This window comes from Pseudomonas violetae, from assembly GCF_023072615.1.
Lineage (GTDB): Bacteria > Pseudomonadota > Gammaproteobacteria > Pseudomonadales > Pseudomonadaceae > Aquipseudomonas > Aquipseudomonas violetae.
In genome coordinates this window covers 337,617-354,613 of record NZ_JAKNRW010000001.1, presented here as the reverse complement: position 1 = coordinate 354,613, position 16,997 = coordinate 337,617, and the positions used below count along the sequence as shown (strand labels likewise).

16 protein-coding genes are annotated in these 16,997 nt (G+C 54.3%); 1 reads left to right on the top strand and 15 read right to left on the bottom strand.

What is annotated here, in order from left to right; all coding sequences use genetic code 11:
• The 13 genes from L9059_RS01615 to L9059_RS01560 all read right to left on the bottom strand — a co-directional run bounded on the left by L9059_RS01615 (position 1) and on the right by L9059_RS01560 (position 11,332).
• On the bottom strand, positions 1-384 hold the full coding sequence (locus tag L9059_RS01615; RefSeq protein WP_247286408.1) for a hypothetical protein: 384 nt from the start codon (positions 382-384) through the stop codon (positions 1-3).
• Positions 385-397: 13 nt separating this feature from the next.
• On the bottom strand, positions 398-778 hold the full coding sequence (locus L9059_RS01610; RefSeq protein WP_247286406.1) for a hypothetical protein: 381 nt from the start codon (positions 776-778) through the stop codon (positions 398-400).
• A gap of 4 nt (positions 779-782) precedes the next feature.
• Complete coding sequence (locus L9059_RS01605) at positions 783-1,133, bottom strand: hypothetical protein (RefSeq protein ID WP_247286397.1); 351 nt, start codon at positions 1,131-1,133, stop codon at positions 783-785.
• 89 nt (positions 1,134-1,222) lie between these two features.
• Entirely contained in the window at positions 1,223-1,564 is a 342-nt protein-coding gene (locus L9059_RS01600) for a hypothetical protein (RefSeq protein ID WP_247286395.1), read from the bottom strand.
• Positions 1,565-1,604: 40 nt separating this feature from the next.
• On the bottom strand, positions 1,605-3,407 hold the full coding sequence (locus L9059_RS01595) for a type IV secretory system conjugative DNA transfer family protein (protein WP_247286393.1): 1,803 nt from the start codon (positions 3,405-3,407) through the stop codon (positions 1,605-1,607).
• Entirely contained in the window at positions 3,382-5,598 is a 2,217-nt protein-coding gene (locus tag L9059_RS01590; protein ID WP_247286383.1) for an exodeoxyribonuclease, read from the bottom strand. Before L9059_RS01590 ends, L9059_RS01595 begins: the two co-directional genes overlap by 26 nt.
• Entirely contained in the window at positions 5,595-6,089 is a 495-nt protein-coding gene (locus L9059_RS01585) for a hypothetical protein (RefSeq protein ID WP_247286381.1), read from the bottom strand. The genes L9059_RS01590 and L9059_RS01585 overlap by 4 nt, the downstream gene beginning before the upstream one ends.
• Positions 6,090-6,223: 134 nt before the next feature.
• Positions 6,224-6,553: a hypothetical protein gene (locus L9059_RS01580; protein ID WP_247286379.1), complete on the bottom strand. Its 330-nt coding sequence runs from the start codon at positions 6,551-6,553 to the stop codon at positions 6,224-6,226.
• A gap of 11 nt (positions 6,554-6,564) precedes the next feature.
• Entirely contained in the window at positions 6,565-6,942 is a 378-nt protein-coding gene (locus L9059_RS01575; protein WP_247286377.1) for a hypothetical protein, read from the bottom strand.
• A gap of 785 nt (positions 6,943-7,727) precedes the next feature.
• On the bottom strand, positions 7,728-8,360 hold the full coding sequence (locus tag L9059_RS30805; protein WP_428480238.1) for a DUF6012 family protein: 633 nt from the start codon (positions 8,358-8,360) through the stop codon (positions 7,728-7,730).
• Between the two features lie 246 nt (positions 8,361-8,606).
• The gene (locus tag L9059_RS01570; protein WP_247286366.1) at positions 8,607-9,443 is read right to left on the bottom strand and encodes a restriction endonuclease; all 837 of its coding nucleotides are present in this window, start codon (positions 9,441-9,443) and stop codon (positions 8,607-8,609) included.
• A 472-nt stretch (positions 9,444-9,915) separates the two neighbouring features.
• Positions 9,916-10,287 (bottom strand): hypothetical protein, encoded by a 372-nt coding sequence (locus tag L9059_RS01565; RefSeq protein ID WP_247286364.1) that lies wholly within the window; start codon positions 10,285-10,287, stop codon positions 9,916-9,918.
• A 109-nt stretch (positions 10,288-10,396) separates the two neighbouring features.
• Entirely contained in the window at positions 10,397-11,332 is a 936-nt protein-coding gene (locus L9059_RS01560) for a hypothetical protein (protein ID WP_247286362.1), read from the bottom strand.
• Between the two features lie 100 nt (positions 11,333-11,432).
• On the opposite strand from L9059_RS01560, the gene L9059_RS01555 reads away from it, so the two are divergent.
• On the top strand, positions 11,433-12,521 hold the full coding sequence (locus tag L9059_RS01555) for a helix-turn-helix transcriptional regulator (protein ID WP_247286361.1): 1,089 nt from the start codon (positions 11,433-11,435) through the stop codon (positions 12,519-12,521).
• Between the two features lie 20 nt (positions 12,522-12,541).
• Here L9059_RS01555 and L9059_RS01550 read toward each other — a convergent pair whose 3' ends face one another.
• Positions 12,542-15,652, bottom strand: coding sequence for an error-prone DNA polymerase (locus L9059_RS01550; RefSeq protein WP_247286837.1), 3,111 nt, complete (start codon positions 15,650-15,652; stop codon positions 12,542-12,544).
• Between the two features lie 717 nt (positions 15,653-16,369).
• On the bottom strand, positions 16,370-16,909 hold the full coding sequence (locus L9059_RS01545; protein ID WP_247286359.1) for a hypothetical protein: 540 nt from the start codon (positions 16,907-16,909) through the stop codon (positions 16,370-16,372).
• Positions 16,910-16,997: the final 88 nt, after the last annotated feature.

Below are 16,997 nucleotides of genomic sequence, written 5' to 3'. Positions count from 1 at the left end.
TTAAGGCTCGTATCGGTTGCAATAGGTTGGCGAGGGCAGGAGACCTACTTCGAGCCAAAGGTTGTTTAGAAAATTGTTCAGGAAGCGAATTACTTTTTTTGCGGCTGGAAACTGGTTGGCGAAGTCGCTGTGTTCAAAACGGCCCATTCCCACACTTAGGCGGAGAACCATGTGCCCAGGTGGGGTCCCGGCTGTGAGCCGCTTGTAGAGCCACAAACAGAAGCAACCCACCGCGAATGCGTAGAAGGGATCGTCCATAAACTGGTTCGCAATCGCCATCGGGACCATCCACGTCAGGAGGTCTTCCTTCTCAACACCGCCGAAATTCAAAGGCGAAGTTGCATAGACGAATGTGTCGCTATCTGTTGTGGTTCTAAGGCGCATTACCGGTTCCTGTTTAAGTCAATGCCGCGAAACCGGCCCAAGCGCCGACTTGGGTGATAGTTTTTTCGCCGAACAGGCAAATCAGGAATACGCAAACCGGAATCCACCACCATTTACCACCCAAGAAAAAGATGGAGAACAGCAGGCATCCGATAGAGATCCACAAACTCCAGCTTGCAGCTGTCTGCCACCAGCCCTTCAAGCTTGCGTTGGTATTGTTGGTTATGGTGGCGTCAGGACCGAACTGTCCGTTCCATTGCGCTCCGTCTGCGGCGTGTGCCATCGAAGGAAGTAAGAACAGCGCGGACACGGCGATCAGCATCAGCATAAAGACCATGAACCGCCTCAGTTCCTCCAGGCGTATGGTTTTGTTGGGGTATCCGTAGACGGTCATCGTCTCAATCTCCATGTCGTAGGGGGGTAGTGAAAAACTGACCATCTGGTGTGAGCTCCTGGTATTTGAGCCGCTTTTGCTCAGGGCGCAGGATCACGTTGATGGTTTCTTCCACAGGCCTGACCTGGCTCAACATGCGAACCAAATCAAGTCCCGGAAGGGGGTGGGAAGCCTCGGCCTTTTTCAATTCGTCTTGCGCAAGACGAAGCGACCGGCCGGCGTTCGACAGGTGCTCGAGTGCGATCTGATACTTGGGGTCGCGCTGATCGATGACATACGCATCAACCGCATAGTCAGAAGCTACTGCGCTAAACGCGACACTGGATATGCAGAGGAATTGAAGGACGGCTTTCATTGGGGATCTCCTTTCCTTAAATAGTGGAAAGCGACTGCCCCAAATCCGCAGCTTTGGCGTAAAAAAACCCGGATTGCCCGGGTTTATTTTCAGTCCCGACGGGTGCGCCCGATCAGGTCAACTACCCACCGTCTCGTTCGGTGGAACAGCGCGAGTAAAATCTGACCGACAAATTTGATTAGGTCTGCGGTAAGAAGAGTGAGGAGGTTCTGAATGAATGTGAAAAACATCCGGAAAACACCACTCACGATGAGACTCGTGACGCCACGTGTGGCAGGGAAGGCTAGGCCCAAGCCTACAATGAAAACCACGATCCCCAAGTAGCCCAGAATCCCGGCCCGCTGGATGTGGAACTCCATCAGGTTCAGTATCCACGCGATGATGCCATCGAGGCCGTAATCCCAATTGCGCAGCTGCTGTAGCCAAGTCATACAAAATTCCCTAAAAGTTTCTGCATGCGAAATGTTTTGCTCACAGGTCGTCCAACAGCCTGCGGTTAGTCTCGGTGAAGTCCTTCCACGCGTTGATACCCGCTCGGCCGCGTGAATGCCGCCGCGTGAGCTTCATGTCGCGGAAGTGAGTCGAAGGGAACGTGTTGCGGACCATCGGCATCCGTACGCGGTAGGTGCCGGATTTCGCAATGATGATTCCGTCACCTTGATCCAGGGTTTGGAAGTCATCCGGCTGTAGGAGGTCTTCACGGGTGGCTTTGGCGCCAGTACTCGAGCTCGTGCCAGTATTTTCGTTGGATATAATTCCTGACTGCTCCGAGCTATGGCTGGCGCCGGCACTGGTTCCCGTTGTCTCCTGCTCGAATTTGCGGAGCACGGTGCCTGCCAGCTTGCAAGCAAACGCCCGCGTCTCGGTGTCTCGGATATCGCAGTACAAATGGGTCCAGCAGTTCCCAAGAACCTGTTCGACAAAGGGGGCCGACTTCGCCTGAAGGAAACCAACCCCCTGGAAGGCGATGATGATTGGCACGTTCGCGCTTCGGGCAAGTTGGAAAAGGACAACTTGACCTTCTTCAGCAAAGGAGCCGTATTCGTCAAAAATCGCCGGGCAAATCATCAGCGGTTTCAGTTTTTGAAGCTGAATCTCACCGACAGCCCTTGCAAGGTCTGAAATAAAGAGCTTACCCATCAACTCAACACCATCCTTGTCGGCGAGGGCAGACATCGACAGTACTACCACCTCACCGTTCAGGATCGACTCCTTAAGGTCAACGTCGGGCGTGTAAGTGTTAACAATGCTTGAATATTCGGAGTGCGCAAATGCGGAGAGCTTTGAGATCGCACCCTGGAGCATGTTTTTAAATAGCTTGCGGTTCCATTCCCCCTTGTCTTCGTCGTACCAATATCGCAGATAGGAAAAAAGGAATTCCTTGCCGTCCTTATGGGAACTGGAATCCGTCTCGCGGATGCGTTTTACGAATTTCAGTAGAAGGTTGAAATCAGACAGAACTGCGATGAGGTCCTTGATGTGGAAGGCGAGATCCCCTGGCTGAAGTTTCATGCAAAGAATTACAGCCGATAGGGAGTATCGGTTTACGTCTGTCCAGAACTCTTCCTTAGAGTTCGCCTGCATTTTCATCGCTGTCGACAGCGTGGCACGAACTCCGCCGGAGAAGAACGGATTGTAGGTGTGGCTTTGCTCGGGGAATTCGAAGTTGATCAGTTTGAATTGATCAAGGCGCCCCGCAGCTTTCATCATGCCGTAGATTGCACCCGCAAAATCTGAGTCACTTTTTGCTTCGACTAGCAGCAGGCCTGCGCCCTTTTTTATTTGTTGTTGGATGATGCTCAGAATCAGCTCGGTCTTACCGGTACCTGTCGCGGCCAGCAGCGCAACGTGGCGCGTCATAATGTCGTCGGAAAGCATGAAAGGGATCATGCCAGGGTAAGCTTCAATCAGGGATCGGCGGCAGTCGTCGGCGCTGGTAACACCCTTCAGGTTCGCGACAGCATCGGTTCGCTCTTTCCACTCTACCCATGGCATCGCCCTGCCAAAGAACGTCGACCGTTGAAAGTCGCAGTCGGGTAATTCGCTTTGTGTGTAGCTGCGGTCCCAAACAAGTGGGGTCTCTTGCTCCTGGTCCTTTCTATCGAGGAACAGTGTCCAGAATGCACATCCGACGGCTACAGCCAAGGCAATAGGCAGCGGCACAAAGGGAATGGCCGCTCCAATGAGCGGTAGGCTCAGGGCGACATTACGAGCCTGCTGAATTTTTAACTTGTGGGCTTCCTGAGCCTCAAGTCGGGCAGATCTGATCGCCATTACGAGCCATCCATTTTGGGAGTAGAGAGCGAACCCTTGTGGGTTCGTTACCAGGGAAACTTGCCGCAACGTCGTCCAGTTCGCCCACAAGAATCAGGGAACGTTTGGTGCTGTTTAAGAGAGTGGAGAGTAATTCTGCGTTGAGCAGGCCCATGTGCTCTTTGAGCACAATGAGAATGACAAACTCGTAGACGCGGCCGCGGATGAACTTCGGCGTTAGTACTGCCCCATGGAACAGGTTTAAGTTTCGCTTGAGGTTGAGCACGACCGGGGAACCATCTCGTGGCGTTGCGACCATCTTTTCGCTCGTCAACTCTGTAGCATCAAAGATCGAAAACGCGGGGTGCTCGAGGGAAAGCGCTTGGCGCACGAGCGCCGGCATTCCTTTGTAGAGGGGTTTTCCTTGGAATTCGATTGGTTCTGCGCCGCCAATGAACTCCGCAGCGATCGACCGCGTGAGCCATGCGATCGCGTCGGAGCCTGGTACGTCCGCGTGTTGTCTGGCTATCACAGCCTTGATGTCGTGAAGGGGGGAGATCTCGCATGAATCAGATAGTTCGCGGAGCAGGAAATTCACGACTGCCGCGATATCATCACGGGGCGTATTTAGCCAGCTGACTGGGCGACTTGGGTCGAAGCTGTCATCAGGCTTGATAGAGCCGGACCATACGTCCTTAGCTGCGATCCTGTGTTCTGTTCTTGCGGATAGCCAAAAGCTGGCGATGAAGGTTCGAATCTCGGGAACCTTGGCCAACTCGTCGAAGGGTTGGCCAACTGTCTGCGATGGCAAATCCTTGGGGGCACCCAACATGAAAATCCTTCCTGTTTTAGGCATAGCCTCCAGAAGGAAATGGATTTCTTCGACCCCGAGCGCGTCCGTTCCAACGAACACAACCACATCAGCCTGAATAGGGCTTTGCTGGTGTTGCAGAGGAACTCCGGACACCGGGTCTAAGCCAATGAGTTCGGCGTAGCCAACGACCTGCGCATCGTCGCCCAGCGTTTTCGACAGTTCCGCGACCATTTCGCGGCTCGCAGCGGAAACGACAACGTCGCTGCCGTAGGCGTTTAGGAATAACTGAATTCCTTGGACGATTGTCAGCTGGTCGTGCAGCGTTTCGCACTGCACCAGCGCGAGGCGCTCTGCCATCAGGCAGCAGAGACCTGCTCCGAGTGTGCGTGCCGCCGGCGCGCCAAGCTTGAGGGGGCGCAGCAGCTTTTGGGCTATTGCTTCTGAAGGCACCAGGTCCTCCAGGTCATCAGCATTTAGCTTCGTCCAACTCGCTGCCTTTTCAACGAGTGATTTCTCGATCTCGTAGAGGTTGTAAAGTTGGAGCTTCTTGTCTTCCGCAAGCGCAACCTTCGCGAGGCAGAGTTGGGTCACCGCTTCTTTAATCAGGTCGAAGAGTACAGTTCGATCAAGGTTGAGTAATTTCCCTACCCCTTCCATCAAAGGGTGGCCTTCGATGTAACTATGGCCGAGCCAGGCCTCACGACGCAGTATGGCGACGATGGCACCCTTAACAGCTGAAACGGTGTCGTTGGTTACCCTGAAGCGCTTGGCGAGGCTCTGAGCGGTACTGAAGAGCATATCGTCGAAATGGACGTAAAGGAGGTAGGGGTCCTGACGCAGGGCGGTATTCAGATCGGTCATGTAACCGAGGCGCCGCTGCAGGGTTCCCAGTCTCTGGGGTGGAATACCTTCCAAGTCTATCTGGGCAAGGGCCAGTTGGTTTGAGCGTTCGGTCGCCCAGGTATTGCCGAGCACTTCAGCGTCATTCGTTGATACCCCAGCCTCCACTAGTCGGCCAGGGGCGCGCTCCAGGATATCGATCAGGTTTTCGCCGAAGTGCTGTACGGCCTTGCTTGTAGCCGAGATTTGGACCCGATTCTGCGTGAGACTGGACAGGTACCGGGGGAGGGTCTCCAATGCTTTGGGGGGCATAGACGAAAACGAGGCCGTGTCGAAGTCCCCGCCAGGTATGTCCGGACTCCATTTGCCATAGAGTATGAATTCTTCGTACAGAATTGACTGGCCAAAGCTGCCAGTCGCGGTAAATGTCGTACCGTCATCGCGCCGAAATATACAGAGTGCCCACGGACCGTGAGGGTCGTGATACTGAATAGAGCTCAGGATTGCTTGTTCTCTAAGCAGCCCATCAACTGCCGCTGGTACACGTTCCATATTCATCCCTGTTCAAAAGCCCGGCCGCTGTTGACGATGCGCGTAGCTCGCTTGACTCTGAGAAGTGGCCTCATAGTTACGATCAAAGTGGCTTTTCGCAGCTCCTTGGGCGAGACGTCGAGATGACTGGGGTATTTGTACGTAAGGGCAACCAACTGGTCGTACATAGCGACCAGCCTCACAGCCTTTAAAAGAGCTTCCCAATAGATCATGTCCTCGGGGTGCGCTGGCTCTGGCTCATAACCATCGAAGAGCCCTTCGACTGACAGGCCGGCGTACCGATCGAGTTCCGCTTGGACCTTTCTTGTGGCGGCGTCCACGCCGCTGGTGAACAAGGTCGAAGCTGACCGACGCTGACGGGTAGATTTGCACCCGAAGATCGCGCTTGATCCGTCGTGAAGAAATTTGCGAAGTGTCCCGCGCTCAAGCGTCCCGTAAACGACGGGATACGACTCGGCGAGCAGTGATTTAGCTTCGGGCGTAAAAATTAATTGCATTGAATACCTCGGGGTCACTATGAATAGTGTCTAGCGACTGACCTATATTCTTCCGTTCTCTTAGCGTTAGCCAAAAAAAATGCCCCGGGCGGGCCGGGGCATTCATCGTCGGTACTCAAACGCACCGTCAAAATCTAGGAAGTGACGAACGTTCTGGCAGCGGCTCCCAATAAGAAACCCAGGCCAACTCCAATGCACGACAATGCAGAATCGCCGTGCCCTGCACGTTTTAAGATGTAGGCCCCTGACGCCGCGATTGGGAGGAGGAGATACGCCCAGATCATTTGCCACGTACCAGCCCGCTCAAACCAACTCATGCCAACGGTGGACTTGACGCCAAACCAGTGCGCGATAACAAAGGCGATCGCCCCAAGACATGCCAGCAGGATAAGGAAATGGTTGTGGCTATAGCTGAAACTCCCGATGTGGACGTCGGCTGGTTGGGATTTTTCAATAGCGGTCATTTGCTACCCCTTCATGCTGAAAGCAAGGAGGAATTTGGCCGTACCAGCTTTTGCGCCGCTTCTGCTGCACGTACGAGGCTAGCGCTCAACTGAGTCTGTTCCTCATCATCATCTTCCTCTTCAACAAACGCCTCGCACGCTCGCATGGCGGCTTTCGCAAAGGTTTCCGCTGGATCGACTGCATCGTAAGCACCCTGAACAGCTTGGTCTTCAGCGACCGGCAGCAGTACTACCAGGCCGGAGGTATGCATTGCCGTAGTCCACTCCGTAGGTTCGGTGCCGGCCTGTCGCGCATACAGGAACGAAAGGAGGTCGCGCATCGCCTTGGCAGCAGCGCCGTAGGTTTTTTCGAAGTGCTTGGTACCGGTGGAGTGTGGTGTGAAAGTCATTGGATTCTCCTTTTTGACTCACAAGAACATAACGCCTGCCTGGTGGTGTACAAGGCGAAGCGAGAGACTCCAGGCCTAGCCTCAGCCGAAAGATCGACTTGCTGAGCGTAGTAACAGCGACCTTGCGCCTAGGCCAGTCGGTATCTATTGCCGAGCAAACAGCCAGACGCGCCATGCACACGAGCCCGCACGCCTAGGCGTCCAGTCAGATTAGTGGTTCGGTCCTTCGGGCTGCCCACTAGACACTGGGTGGACGCTTTTATGGGGCTGGAGTACCGGGCTGTCCTCTGGCATTGCTACTAATCGTCTATCCACCAGACGACAGGACCCATTTACTTCTTCACCCCACGCCGACGTTATGGCCACGGGATCGCCGGCGTTTAGGCCCTCGCAGACTAGATAGGCGGCGGCTGCCAGGGGAGGGCGCATTGATTTCTCGTTACCCGCGTGAGCCGTGGAGATAATGCAAATGAGGGTGAATGCCGCTCCTGCGCTTCTGAGTGGGGTCATGAAAATGTACCTTATTCGAATACTTAAACGAGTTCATGTCGAGGGTGTCCGCTGGACGCTACCTTCGCCCGTAGGGTGTATAGGTGAACTGGTTGTGCCCATAACGTCGAACACCTCTGCACATCGGCGCCCGCATCGGCGAATCTCACAGGACTGAAAGTTTCGCATGCGGAATCTTTTCCACGGGGCGTGCGGCGGCGAGGTGCTGATTGTGGTGTGCATGTGTTCAAAGTTTGAGGTAGTGCTTGAGCGGTCCAAGGCCTTAGGCATCCTCCTCAAGTTTCCAGCGTCGGCGAGATGAATGCATGTGCCAAGCTGGGAAATCGCTCTGTCACTCTGGTCTTTTCGAGGATCCGTTCCTTCTCCACGGTGGGGAGTGGGAATCGCTCGATCCGCTCAATGATTGCTCCGGCGCTGTCGAGGCAATCGGTCACCGGATTTCCTCGAGGCGAACCACCATACTGGGATGAGTGAGCGTCCATGCGTGGTTGGCAAGCCATCGGTTCCCAAGACATCGACTCCTGAGGCCAGCGGTTTGGCCAATCCGTTCCAATTCCTGGCGAACGGCCCCACAGGGCCATTCGATCTGTGGCCGCATCTAGTTCGGTGTCTACCAGGTAATAGGTCACACGGTGAGTGGCTATACGCTGGGCATCAAGCGCCCAGGTACTGATCACGGTGAACTCAAGCAGGCTGCAAGGAGCCGCGAAGGCCATTCCAATCTGGGCTCTACGCGGTCCGCGGCGCCCGGCTATGGCGAGGGACTTATTCGGATAGGGGGTCCGTGTAACAACGTCCGCACGATTTCTCAGCTCGATTTCCATTTCAGGGATTGTCAGCCGAATTAACTCACAGGCTTTGACCTTGTCTGTGAGTCGAAATGTTGGTGTGATGTGGAATAGGCGCATACTGATCTCGCATCCATAGTTGAGCAAAGGATACGGGGCTGCGTTTAAAACGCACGCCAAACCATGTACTCCGAATCCAGGCTCGAGGTTGCGCTCCACTTGACCACTCGTCTGCACTCGACCTGACCAGTCACATGCTTTGTTCTGAACAGCGATTGCACCAGATTTGCCCAACACGCGTTGTAATCATGATCGGCAGAGAAGGCCCAAAGCGGACTGTGACTCAGCGGTGTAGGAAATTCTTCGTTAGGGGGTACACCTTTGCTTAATAAGCGACTCAAGCTGAGGGAGATCGTTATCATTTAACAAAAACGTACCAGTTTCTCTAGCGATCTCTCGAGCTCCTGGTGTGTAACTTGAACTTGTGACGACTACGGAGAAATTGCCTTTTACGAACTGCATCCCTGCAAATGCTTCCTGTACAGCCTTATTGCCTACAGGCTTTGAAAGCCTTTTACACTGAATTGCCACCGTTATATTATTTTTTATCGCAAGGAGATCCACTCCTTGATCACCACTTCCCTTCGTGAGATTGGTCGTCCAACCACTATCTCTCAGGATATTGGCGCAATGCCTTTCATACTCAACCCCTTCCATATCGATGGGAATCTTTTTTATAGGAATGGCACTGCTAAACTCCGACCTAATAATGGAGTCGATAGCTGAGGATAATTTCTCTTTATCTAATTTCGCAAAAATACGGCTTTGGATAGTGCGTCCGATCACCCCATTTACAAAATATTCAATTTCCGAGATCCAGCCACTCTCGTTGACCAGGATTGTTTGTCCGTAGTCATCTAGCCGAAAACATTGCCGATATTTGAGTAGAAGCGTTTCTTTGTGTTTCTCTATTAGTTTTTCTGCTTCCCGATATCCCTTAGTCACTGCTAGAGTATTCGTTCGCTTTTCAGTAGCAGCGTTCCTGGCATTTAACTTATCAAAATGCTGACCACTTTTTGCTTGGTGCACCTGTTGTTTTAGTTTTGCGTGTCGAAGCTCAGCGTCTTTAATAGCACGCTGTTCCGCTTCTGCTTTTCGTTGACGTATTGCAATGATTTTTTCATGCGGTTGCGTGTCTGGCATCGCTAGCCCTCCCTTGGTTGAGTGTTTAGATGGGCAAAGTTCTGAAGATCGGATTTGACCAAATTAATTTTAGACTAGCAGGATGCCATCATCGCATCCACCGTCGGCTTAGGGTCGTTCTCTGCCGGTCGTATTCACGAATCGTGCTGGTCAAACTCGGTGCAAATGACTCGTAAGGTCGAATGCCAATGGGGGGGCGAGTCCGAGCATTTAACCCATCCAGACTACCTTAACTGTAGCTGTATCCCCGGCGGGTAGTTCACCGCGTCTTTGAGACTGCTTAGCTCCTGGCAAGCCGGCTGGTATCCGTCGTACAGGAGCGCGCCGGCCTCCTCGTGGTCTTCATCGTGCTGCGTTTCTGCAGGTCTTGACCGGCGCCCGTGCACCACTTGGTAGACGACCGTTCTGGTACCGGGGATAGGGAGCGCTAGAGTGGCAAGGGTGGTCTTGGGGCCACGCGTTCAGGCGGATGCTAGTCAGATCGCTTACGTTTGCGGGCCTGTGCTTTTTTAATCATTGCGTCTAACTCTGCGATCATTTCGTCCGGGTCTATTTTCTGCCAATTGCCACACTCAGCCGCTGTAATCATTTCCGCAAACTGTGGGCTGTATTCGGGTTTGCTGCTCTCAATATCTTCCTCCGCTACCGCAGTGAAGACCCAGACGCCGGTAACCTCGGCCCCAATGAGGCGATGCTGATCTTGGAGCGCCAGCAGCGTAGACAAGTACTTGCTGTCAGTCAGGTGAGGGTGTTGGAGCATGACCTCTCGCCGTAGGCCTGCCGCGGCAATCCCTCCCTTGGCGAGGCGCAAGACCAGGGTTTGCAAGTCGCTCAATTGGGTCATGGAAATCTCGGATTCAGTGGGTTGGATAGTAGACAATGTGGTCCGACGGCGATGGTGACCTCAGATTGCCGCATGGCCTGGCGGATCCATGGCCATGTAGCAATTCTCGTCATGCCGTCAGGGCGTTCTCACGCTGGCCTAGGTGATCGTTGCTGCCGGTTGTGTCGTTAGCTGCCGGCCCTGCGTGGCCGAGATCGTACCCCCACATGAAAAGCGATTGCTCCAAACGGCGAAGGGCGTCAGCTGGATTCCCTGCCGCATGGAAGGGGCTCTCCGCCGCGGCCTCATGAGCAAGAACCTGGCTTAGAATCCAGCTGGCGCGGAGGTTCCAGAGAGCATGGTGCGCGCCCGCACGCAGCCGCTTAAAGACCAACGTTCCTTCGCTGGGGTTCCGGCGTTTGGGGTGGCCGGCATTCGAGGCTTCTTTCGCTGCAGCCCAAGGGAAGCAAAGTGATTCCGGTACCGTTGTGAGACCCTGCGCCTTACAGAACTTGACCACCAGCATGCCGAGGGCCGCTGCGACACGGCTGTCGTAGATGACAAAGTTTGGACACAGCAGAGAGTAGATTTTCGTCATTCCAGAGTTAAAGCGCAGTGATTTCGAGCGCAGAACCGGCGCATCGGGATTCTGCTGGATCAACGCGATCTTTACGTCTTGAATCATGCGTCCCAAACCCGCCTCGTTTGTCGTCAGCCATAGAGCGTTGCGAGCGGTCACGCCACCCCAGGCCATGACATCTTTCGCACCTCGCAGAATAAGTGCGTCGTTGCTGCCGGCGGCGATGAGGTCACGGCGCAGAGCATCAAGAGCTTTCGCGTTACATTGGGGGGAGGAGCCTGGGTTGTATCCCAAGCGCGCATTGCCTGGGAAGTTCCAGCTGTAGGCCTTGAAAGCGCCAAACAGGGTTTCGCACGACCACTTGGCGCCGCTGCGGCGATCCAGGTATTCATGATTGAATAAGGTTTTGGAATGAAGCTCCATCGCGAGCCAATCAATAAACGATTGGACGTGTGGCATTTCGGCGTAGGGTGGTTTTGGCTTCATCGGTACTCCAGTAGGTTGGCGCTGATGATCGCAGGATTGCTTGCCAACGAGGAAATGGTAACGCTTGGTAGAACCACTTTTTGTCCGTGAGGAAAAATCTTTGGCCGTCAGCAAATACAACGCCCCAGATCGTGATCGACGCCGCAAAACTTTGCGGGATTTACTGAAGAAAGCAGGAGGGGCGATCTCCACTGAAGCCCTTCATGTCGACATGGTAAAGGCGTTTGGTGGATTCTCCGTCAGAACCACCCGGCGTGATCTAGAGTTTCTCGCGGGCAAACCTCAGTTTGCAGTAAGGGTGGAGCTCCCCGACCGTAGAAGACGCTATTGGAAGCTTGGGCGTGGAAGCCTTGATCTTGCATTGACCCCTCCGGATGCAATGACGCTGACTGCAATCCTCCAGCACGCCGACCGGTTCGGCTTCCGGATTGAATCAGACCAACTGGTCAAACTGAGGAATTATGCTGCGACGGAGGTTTGGTCACGATCCGAACGCAACATGATTGCTGAGGGCCGGATCACCAGCGGTACCCGGTTCATGGTTCTCAAGCCTGGAGACTACAACGCAGATCACCTGATCACCATACAGAGCGCGATGGAGGACGATCAAAGCTTGAAGATCGTGTACCGCCCACGTGATTCAGGCGGCGCCGAGACCTGCCTGTATTATTTAAAGCCCCTGGCACTTTCGTATCAGGACTCTAACGTGTATCTGTCAGCCTATGTCGCTGAAGAGACGTGGCCTGAAGGGCAATCGCCAGCGCATGGTTCACCGCGCGGCAAATACAGCAGCAATGGCCCGGGTCAAACGTGTGTTCTCATGCTGCACCGGATTGAGGATGTACAGACTCACCTGGCCGAGATTCCGGACCCGCCTGGGTACGATGTGCACTCCATTGAGGTCCAGAAAGACCTGATGACGATCCATGGAGAAAAGGACATCAGTCTAGAGCTCCGACTAAGCGATAACCTACAGAATCGTTTGAGCGAGAACCCCCTAACTGATGAGCAGGTCCTGATCAAAACCGCGCAAGGCTGGTCCCTTAAATGCCAAGTACGCGATTCGCAGGGGCTTCGGTTGTTCTTACTTAGCAATGCGGCAGACATTCAGGTGGTGGCGCCTGCTTCACTGCGGAATTACATCTACGGTGTCTTGAAAGAGGCGATCGCGAAGTACAGTCAAGATTGAGGGCGAACGTAGCCGAGGGCTCAATGATAGTCCCTGCTCCTGACGTCCAACTCGCCGAGCAGTGACGTTACATCCTCAAGGTGACCCGCAATGACGTGGCGCACTCCCTTTTGGTTTTCGAATCGCCCTTTGACCTGAAGGAGCTGCGAGCCCCTGAGTTCCTTACGCTGGCGCTCGCCGAGATCCTTCCATACAACCACATTGATCGTCCCGTACTCGTCTTCCAGGGTCACGAAGGTCACACCGTTGGCGGTACCAGGGCGCTGTCGCCCGGTCACGAGTCCGGCGACCACTACATGCTTTCCATGCTCCCAGTCCAGCAGGTCACGTGAAGACTTGCACCTGCGTTCGATTAACGCCTGGCGCAGCAAGCGAAGTGGGTGAGGGCCCAGCGTCGTACCAAGCGTTGCATAGTCTGCGAAGAGGTCCTGAGCGAGCGAGGGCTGGGGCAGGGGAGTGGCCTGCTCCTCGATGCTATCGAACAGAGGCATTGGCTTCTCAACGCCAGCCACTGCCCACCGGGACTGGTGCCTGTTGCCGGCCAACTCTTTCAGTGCGCCGGAGTCAGACAGCAGATCTCGCGCGCGCTTGTCCAAGCCCACGCGATGACAAAGATCTGAAACGTCCAGGAATAGGCCGTGCTGCCTAGCGGCGGCGATGCGATGGGCAACGTCATCCTGCAGGCCGCGCACCAGGCGAAGGCCGAGTCTGATTGCCGGCTGTTGTTGTGGATCCGCCCCTAATTCTAGAGTGCAGTCCCAGTCGCTAATATTTACGTCGATGGGACGCGTGTCGACACCCCGTCGCCTAACGTCCTGCAAGAGCTGGTCGGGGGTGTAGAAACCCATTGGATGACTGTTGATCAGGGCCGCTGCAAACGCGGCGGCAAAATGGCAGCGGAGAAAGGCAGACACATAGCAAATTATTGAAAAGCTAGAACTGTGGCTTTCAGGAAATCCGTAATGGCCGAACGCGAGTATCTGCGTAAAAATCTTAGCGGCGAACTCTTCCGAGTAGCCCCGGGACAGCATGCCTTCCATCAATCGTTTCTGGTGGGGCTCGAGTCCTCCCTGGCGCTTCCAAGCGGCCATAGACTTGCGCAATTGATCTGCTTCGCCAGGCGTGTATCCCGCAGCGACGATAGCAATTTGCATGACCTGTTCCTGGAAAAGAGGAACACCCAAGGTGCGTTCTAAAACCTCTTTCAATTCCTCAGATGCGTATTCTACCTTCTCCTCGCCATTGCGCCGCCTGATGTATGGATGAACCATATCGCCAGCAATAGGCCCCGGCCGTACGATCGCGATCTGAATGACCAGGTCGTAGAAAGTCTTAGGGCGGAGACGTGGAAGCATCGATTGCTGCGCGCGGGACTCTATCTGGAACACACCGACGGTATCGGCGCTGCTGATCATCTCGTAGGTGGCAGGGTCTTCCTTGGGTACGGTTGCCATTGTCAGGTCTGCCAGGTCATAGCGACGCAGCATATCCAGGGTTCGCCTGATTGCCGTGAGCATTCCCAACGCGAGAATGTCGACCTTGAGCAGGCCCAGGGCATCAAGATCATCCTTGTCCCACTGAATGATGGTCCGGTCGGGCATGGCGGCATTCTCAACCGGTACCAAGGTGGATAATGGAGCATCAGAAATCACGAAGCCGCCGGGGTGCTGGGAAAGGTGGCGGGGGAAACCGATGAGCTCTGCTGTCAGCACCATCACCCGGTGCAGCGCCGGCTCCTGGGGATCGAATCCAGCCTCCTCCAATTGCTCCGCACTTGGCACTTCATCTCCACGTCCGACACTCTTAGCCAGCCGTTCGATTTCGTCGGCAGGCATATCCAACGCCTTCGCCACGTCTCTGACAGCGCTCGCGTAATGGTAGGTCGTCGCAACCGCAGTTAGTGCCGCCCGGTCACGGCCGTAGCGCTGATAAATGTACTGAATCACCTCTTCTCGCCGCTCATGCTCGAAGTCAATGTCGATGTCAGGCGGCTCGTTCCTCTCCCGGGAAATAAAGCGCTCAAATAGAAGTTTGCTGCGGGAGGGGTCGAGTTCGGTGATCCCCAGAACAAAGCACACGGCGCTGTTCGCCGCCGAACCTCTGCCCTGGCACAGAATCTTCTGCTGTCTGGCAAACCGAACTATGTCGTGAACACACAGAAAATAGCAGTCGAAGCCCAGTTCAGATATCAAGGCGAGTTCATGCTCGATCTGAGCGATGGCCTTGCCCGGTGGACCGTCTGGCCAGCGCCACGGGACGCCTTCCTTAACCAGCTGACGCAGACACTGGCTGGCGGTCATGCCGGTGGGCACAAGCTCGTGCGGGTATTGGTACCGAATCTGGTCGAGTGTGAAGGTGCAGCGTTCGGCAATGCGTACGCTTTCGTCCATCAACTCGGGCGCATAAATGCTCTCGAGCACGGCCTTGCTACGCAGGTGCCGCTCACCGTTCTGAAACAGATGTTGGCCAGCGTTGAAAACTGTCTTGTGGTTGCGTATGGCAGTCAGAGTGTCTTGCAGTGCGCGCCGCCCGCGGGAGTGCATGTGAACGTCGCCGGCCGCGACCAGAGGCAATCGCAGTGCCTCCCCGAGTTGCTTCAAATACTGGAGCTTAGAGGCATTATCAGTGTCAAAATGCAGCCCGACTGCGATCCATAAGCAATCTGGGAACAGTCCCGCGAGCCATCGCCCGTCGGAGAGTGTGGTGTCCTGTATGCCGGAACTGACAGGTGGAACCCAAAGAGCCAGAACGCCACTGAGGTTTCGATCAAAATCCCCGCGTGTCAGGCGATAGGTGCCCTTAGTAGAGTTCCGTCTCCCGGTGCTGATAATCCCGCAGATCGCCTGATAGCCGGCCAGCGATTCAGCTAGTAGCACTAGCTTTGGCCCCTGCTCGATCTGCAGCTCGGTACCGCAGATGAATCGTAGACCCACCTCTTTCGAAACCTGCCAAGCCCGAACGGCGCCGGCCATTGTGCACTCGTCTGTGATGGCCAGTGCCTGGTAACCAAGAGCGTGCGCTCGCTCAAATAACTGGCGCAGGGTCGAAGCACCACGCTGGAACGTGAAATTAGACAGGCAATGGAGCTCAGCGAAAGACGATGCGTTAGAGGGAGAGGAGGGTGGCTGCATGTTCTTTAAGTAGGCTGTATGGGTATACAGTACGCTGCACCCTTTTTTTCCGTCGGTCAATCATTCCTCTGTCAATCAGACAAGCGTCGATCTGGATACCACCAGCTGGGGCGTCTTACGGCGTGCATCAGTACTTGCCCATCCCTACACCTCGAATGGGCCTAACCGGAAGAAAACGATCCGACGCGGCCCTTCGTGGAGGGCCGTTCGCGGCTACTTCGGTGCTGCTCATGGATTGGTTGTTACTAATGGGTTAGTAACTTGGCCTGTAACCAATTTACGCGGTGTTTGCGAATTGTTGTTATTTTTAACCAGTGGTCGTTATTACTAGCTTTGGTTTGATTTCATAACAATCGTTTAGTTACTGATGGCATTTGGTTTGTTTTCTTAACCAGTGGTTAGTTATTGATAGTAGTTGGTTTGCTTTGATAACCGATTGCCAGCTACTAATGGGTTTCTGGCTTTAAGCCACAACAAGCCATTTTTTTGAAAATGCTTGATTTGTCAAAAATCATTAGGTAGCGTTTATGTCCTGTTATCAGTAGACAGCTGTGAAGTGTGAGTTTCGGAGTTTATGTTATCAGCCGTCGTGCAGTACACGGCCTACGGCTGCCCCATTTATGAAGGGCACTCGGCGACATGCCGGGTTGCCTTTTTTTTGCTTGGAGGTGATACAGGTTCTGATCGGCATCCAGGATCGCAAGAACACTGCTGCTGTTAGATAACCAAGAGAAAAACAGCGACCAGGGCCAGTAACAAAGCACCGACCGCCCAGATCAAAACGTTAATCTTGGCTCCCAAGCTGTCAGTCTTGTTTAACAACCTGTGAAGATGGACGCTTGCGTCTGGACCGGTGATGAGGGCAGGCGCCGGGTCAGCGTCAGTCGAACTCTTGTCGCCATGTACCGCGATGATGCTGCCACCAGCGCCAGAGCATGCGAACAAAATGCCGTCTCCCAAAATCGATAAATAGCTTGCGAGGGGTGATGTATCCGGCAAGCTCTCTTGGAAAATGAATGTGTACAAAAACTTGTAAAACAGTCCGAAGAATATCAGCGCAACACCTTTCATCACGCGCTCGGCTTTCATCTCAAGCAAAATGTAAAACAGGAAAACGCCTGGGAGGTAGTAGGACACTGCGGCCCAGACAAAATATTTGAAAGCTATAAGCGTGACCGGACCTATGACAATCAGTAGGGTGGAGATGATGAGAATGCACCAACGACGTTTGGTGAAGAGGTGTTCGTTTTTGCTCATTGAGTATTTTTCACTTAAGTGGAATTGGATAGCCCAGCATTGAACAGGCTGGCCCTTTTATTGGGTGGAGTGCTGCACAAACTGGTGA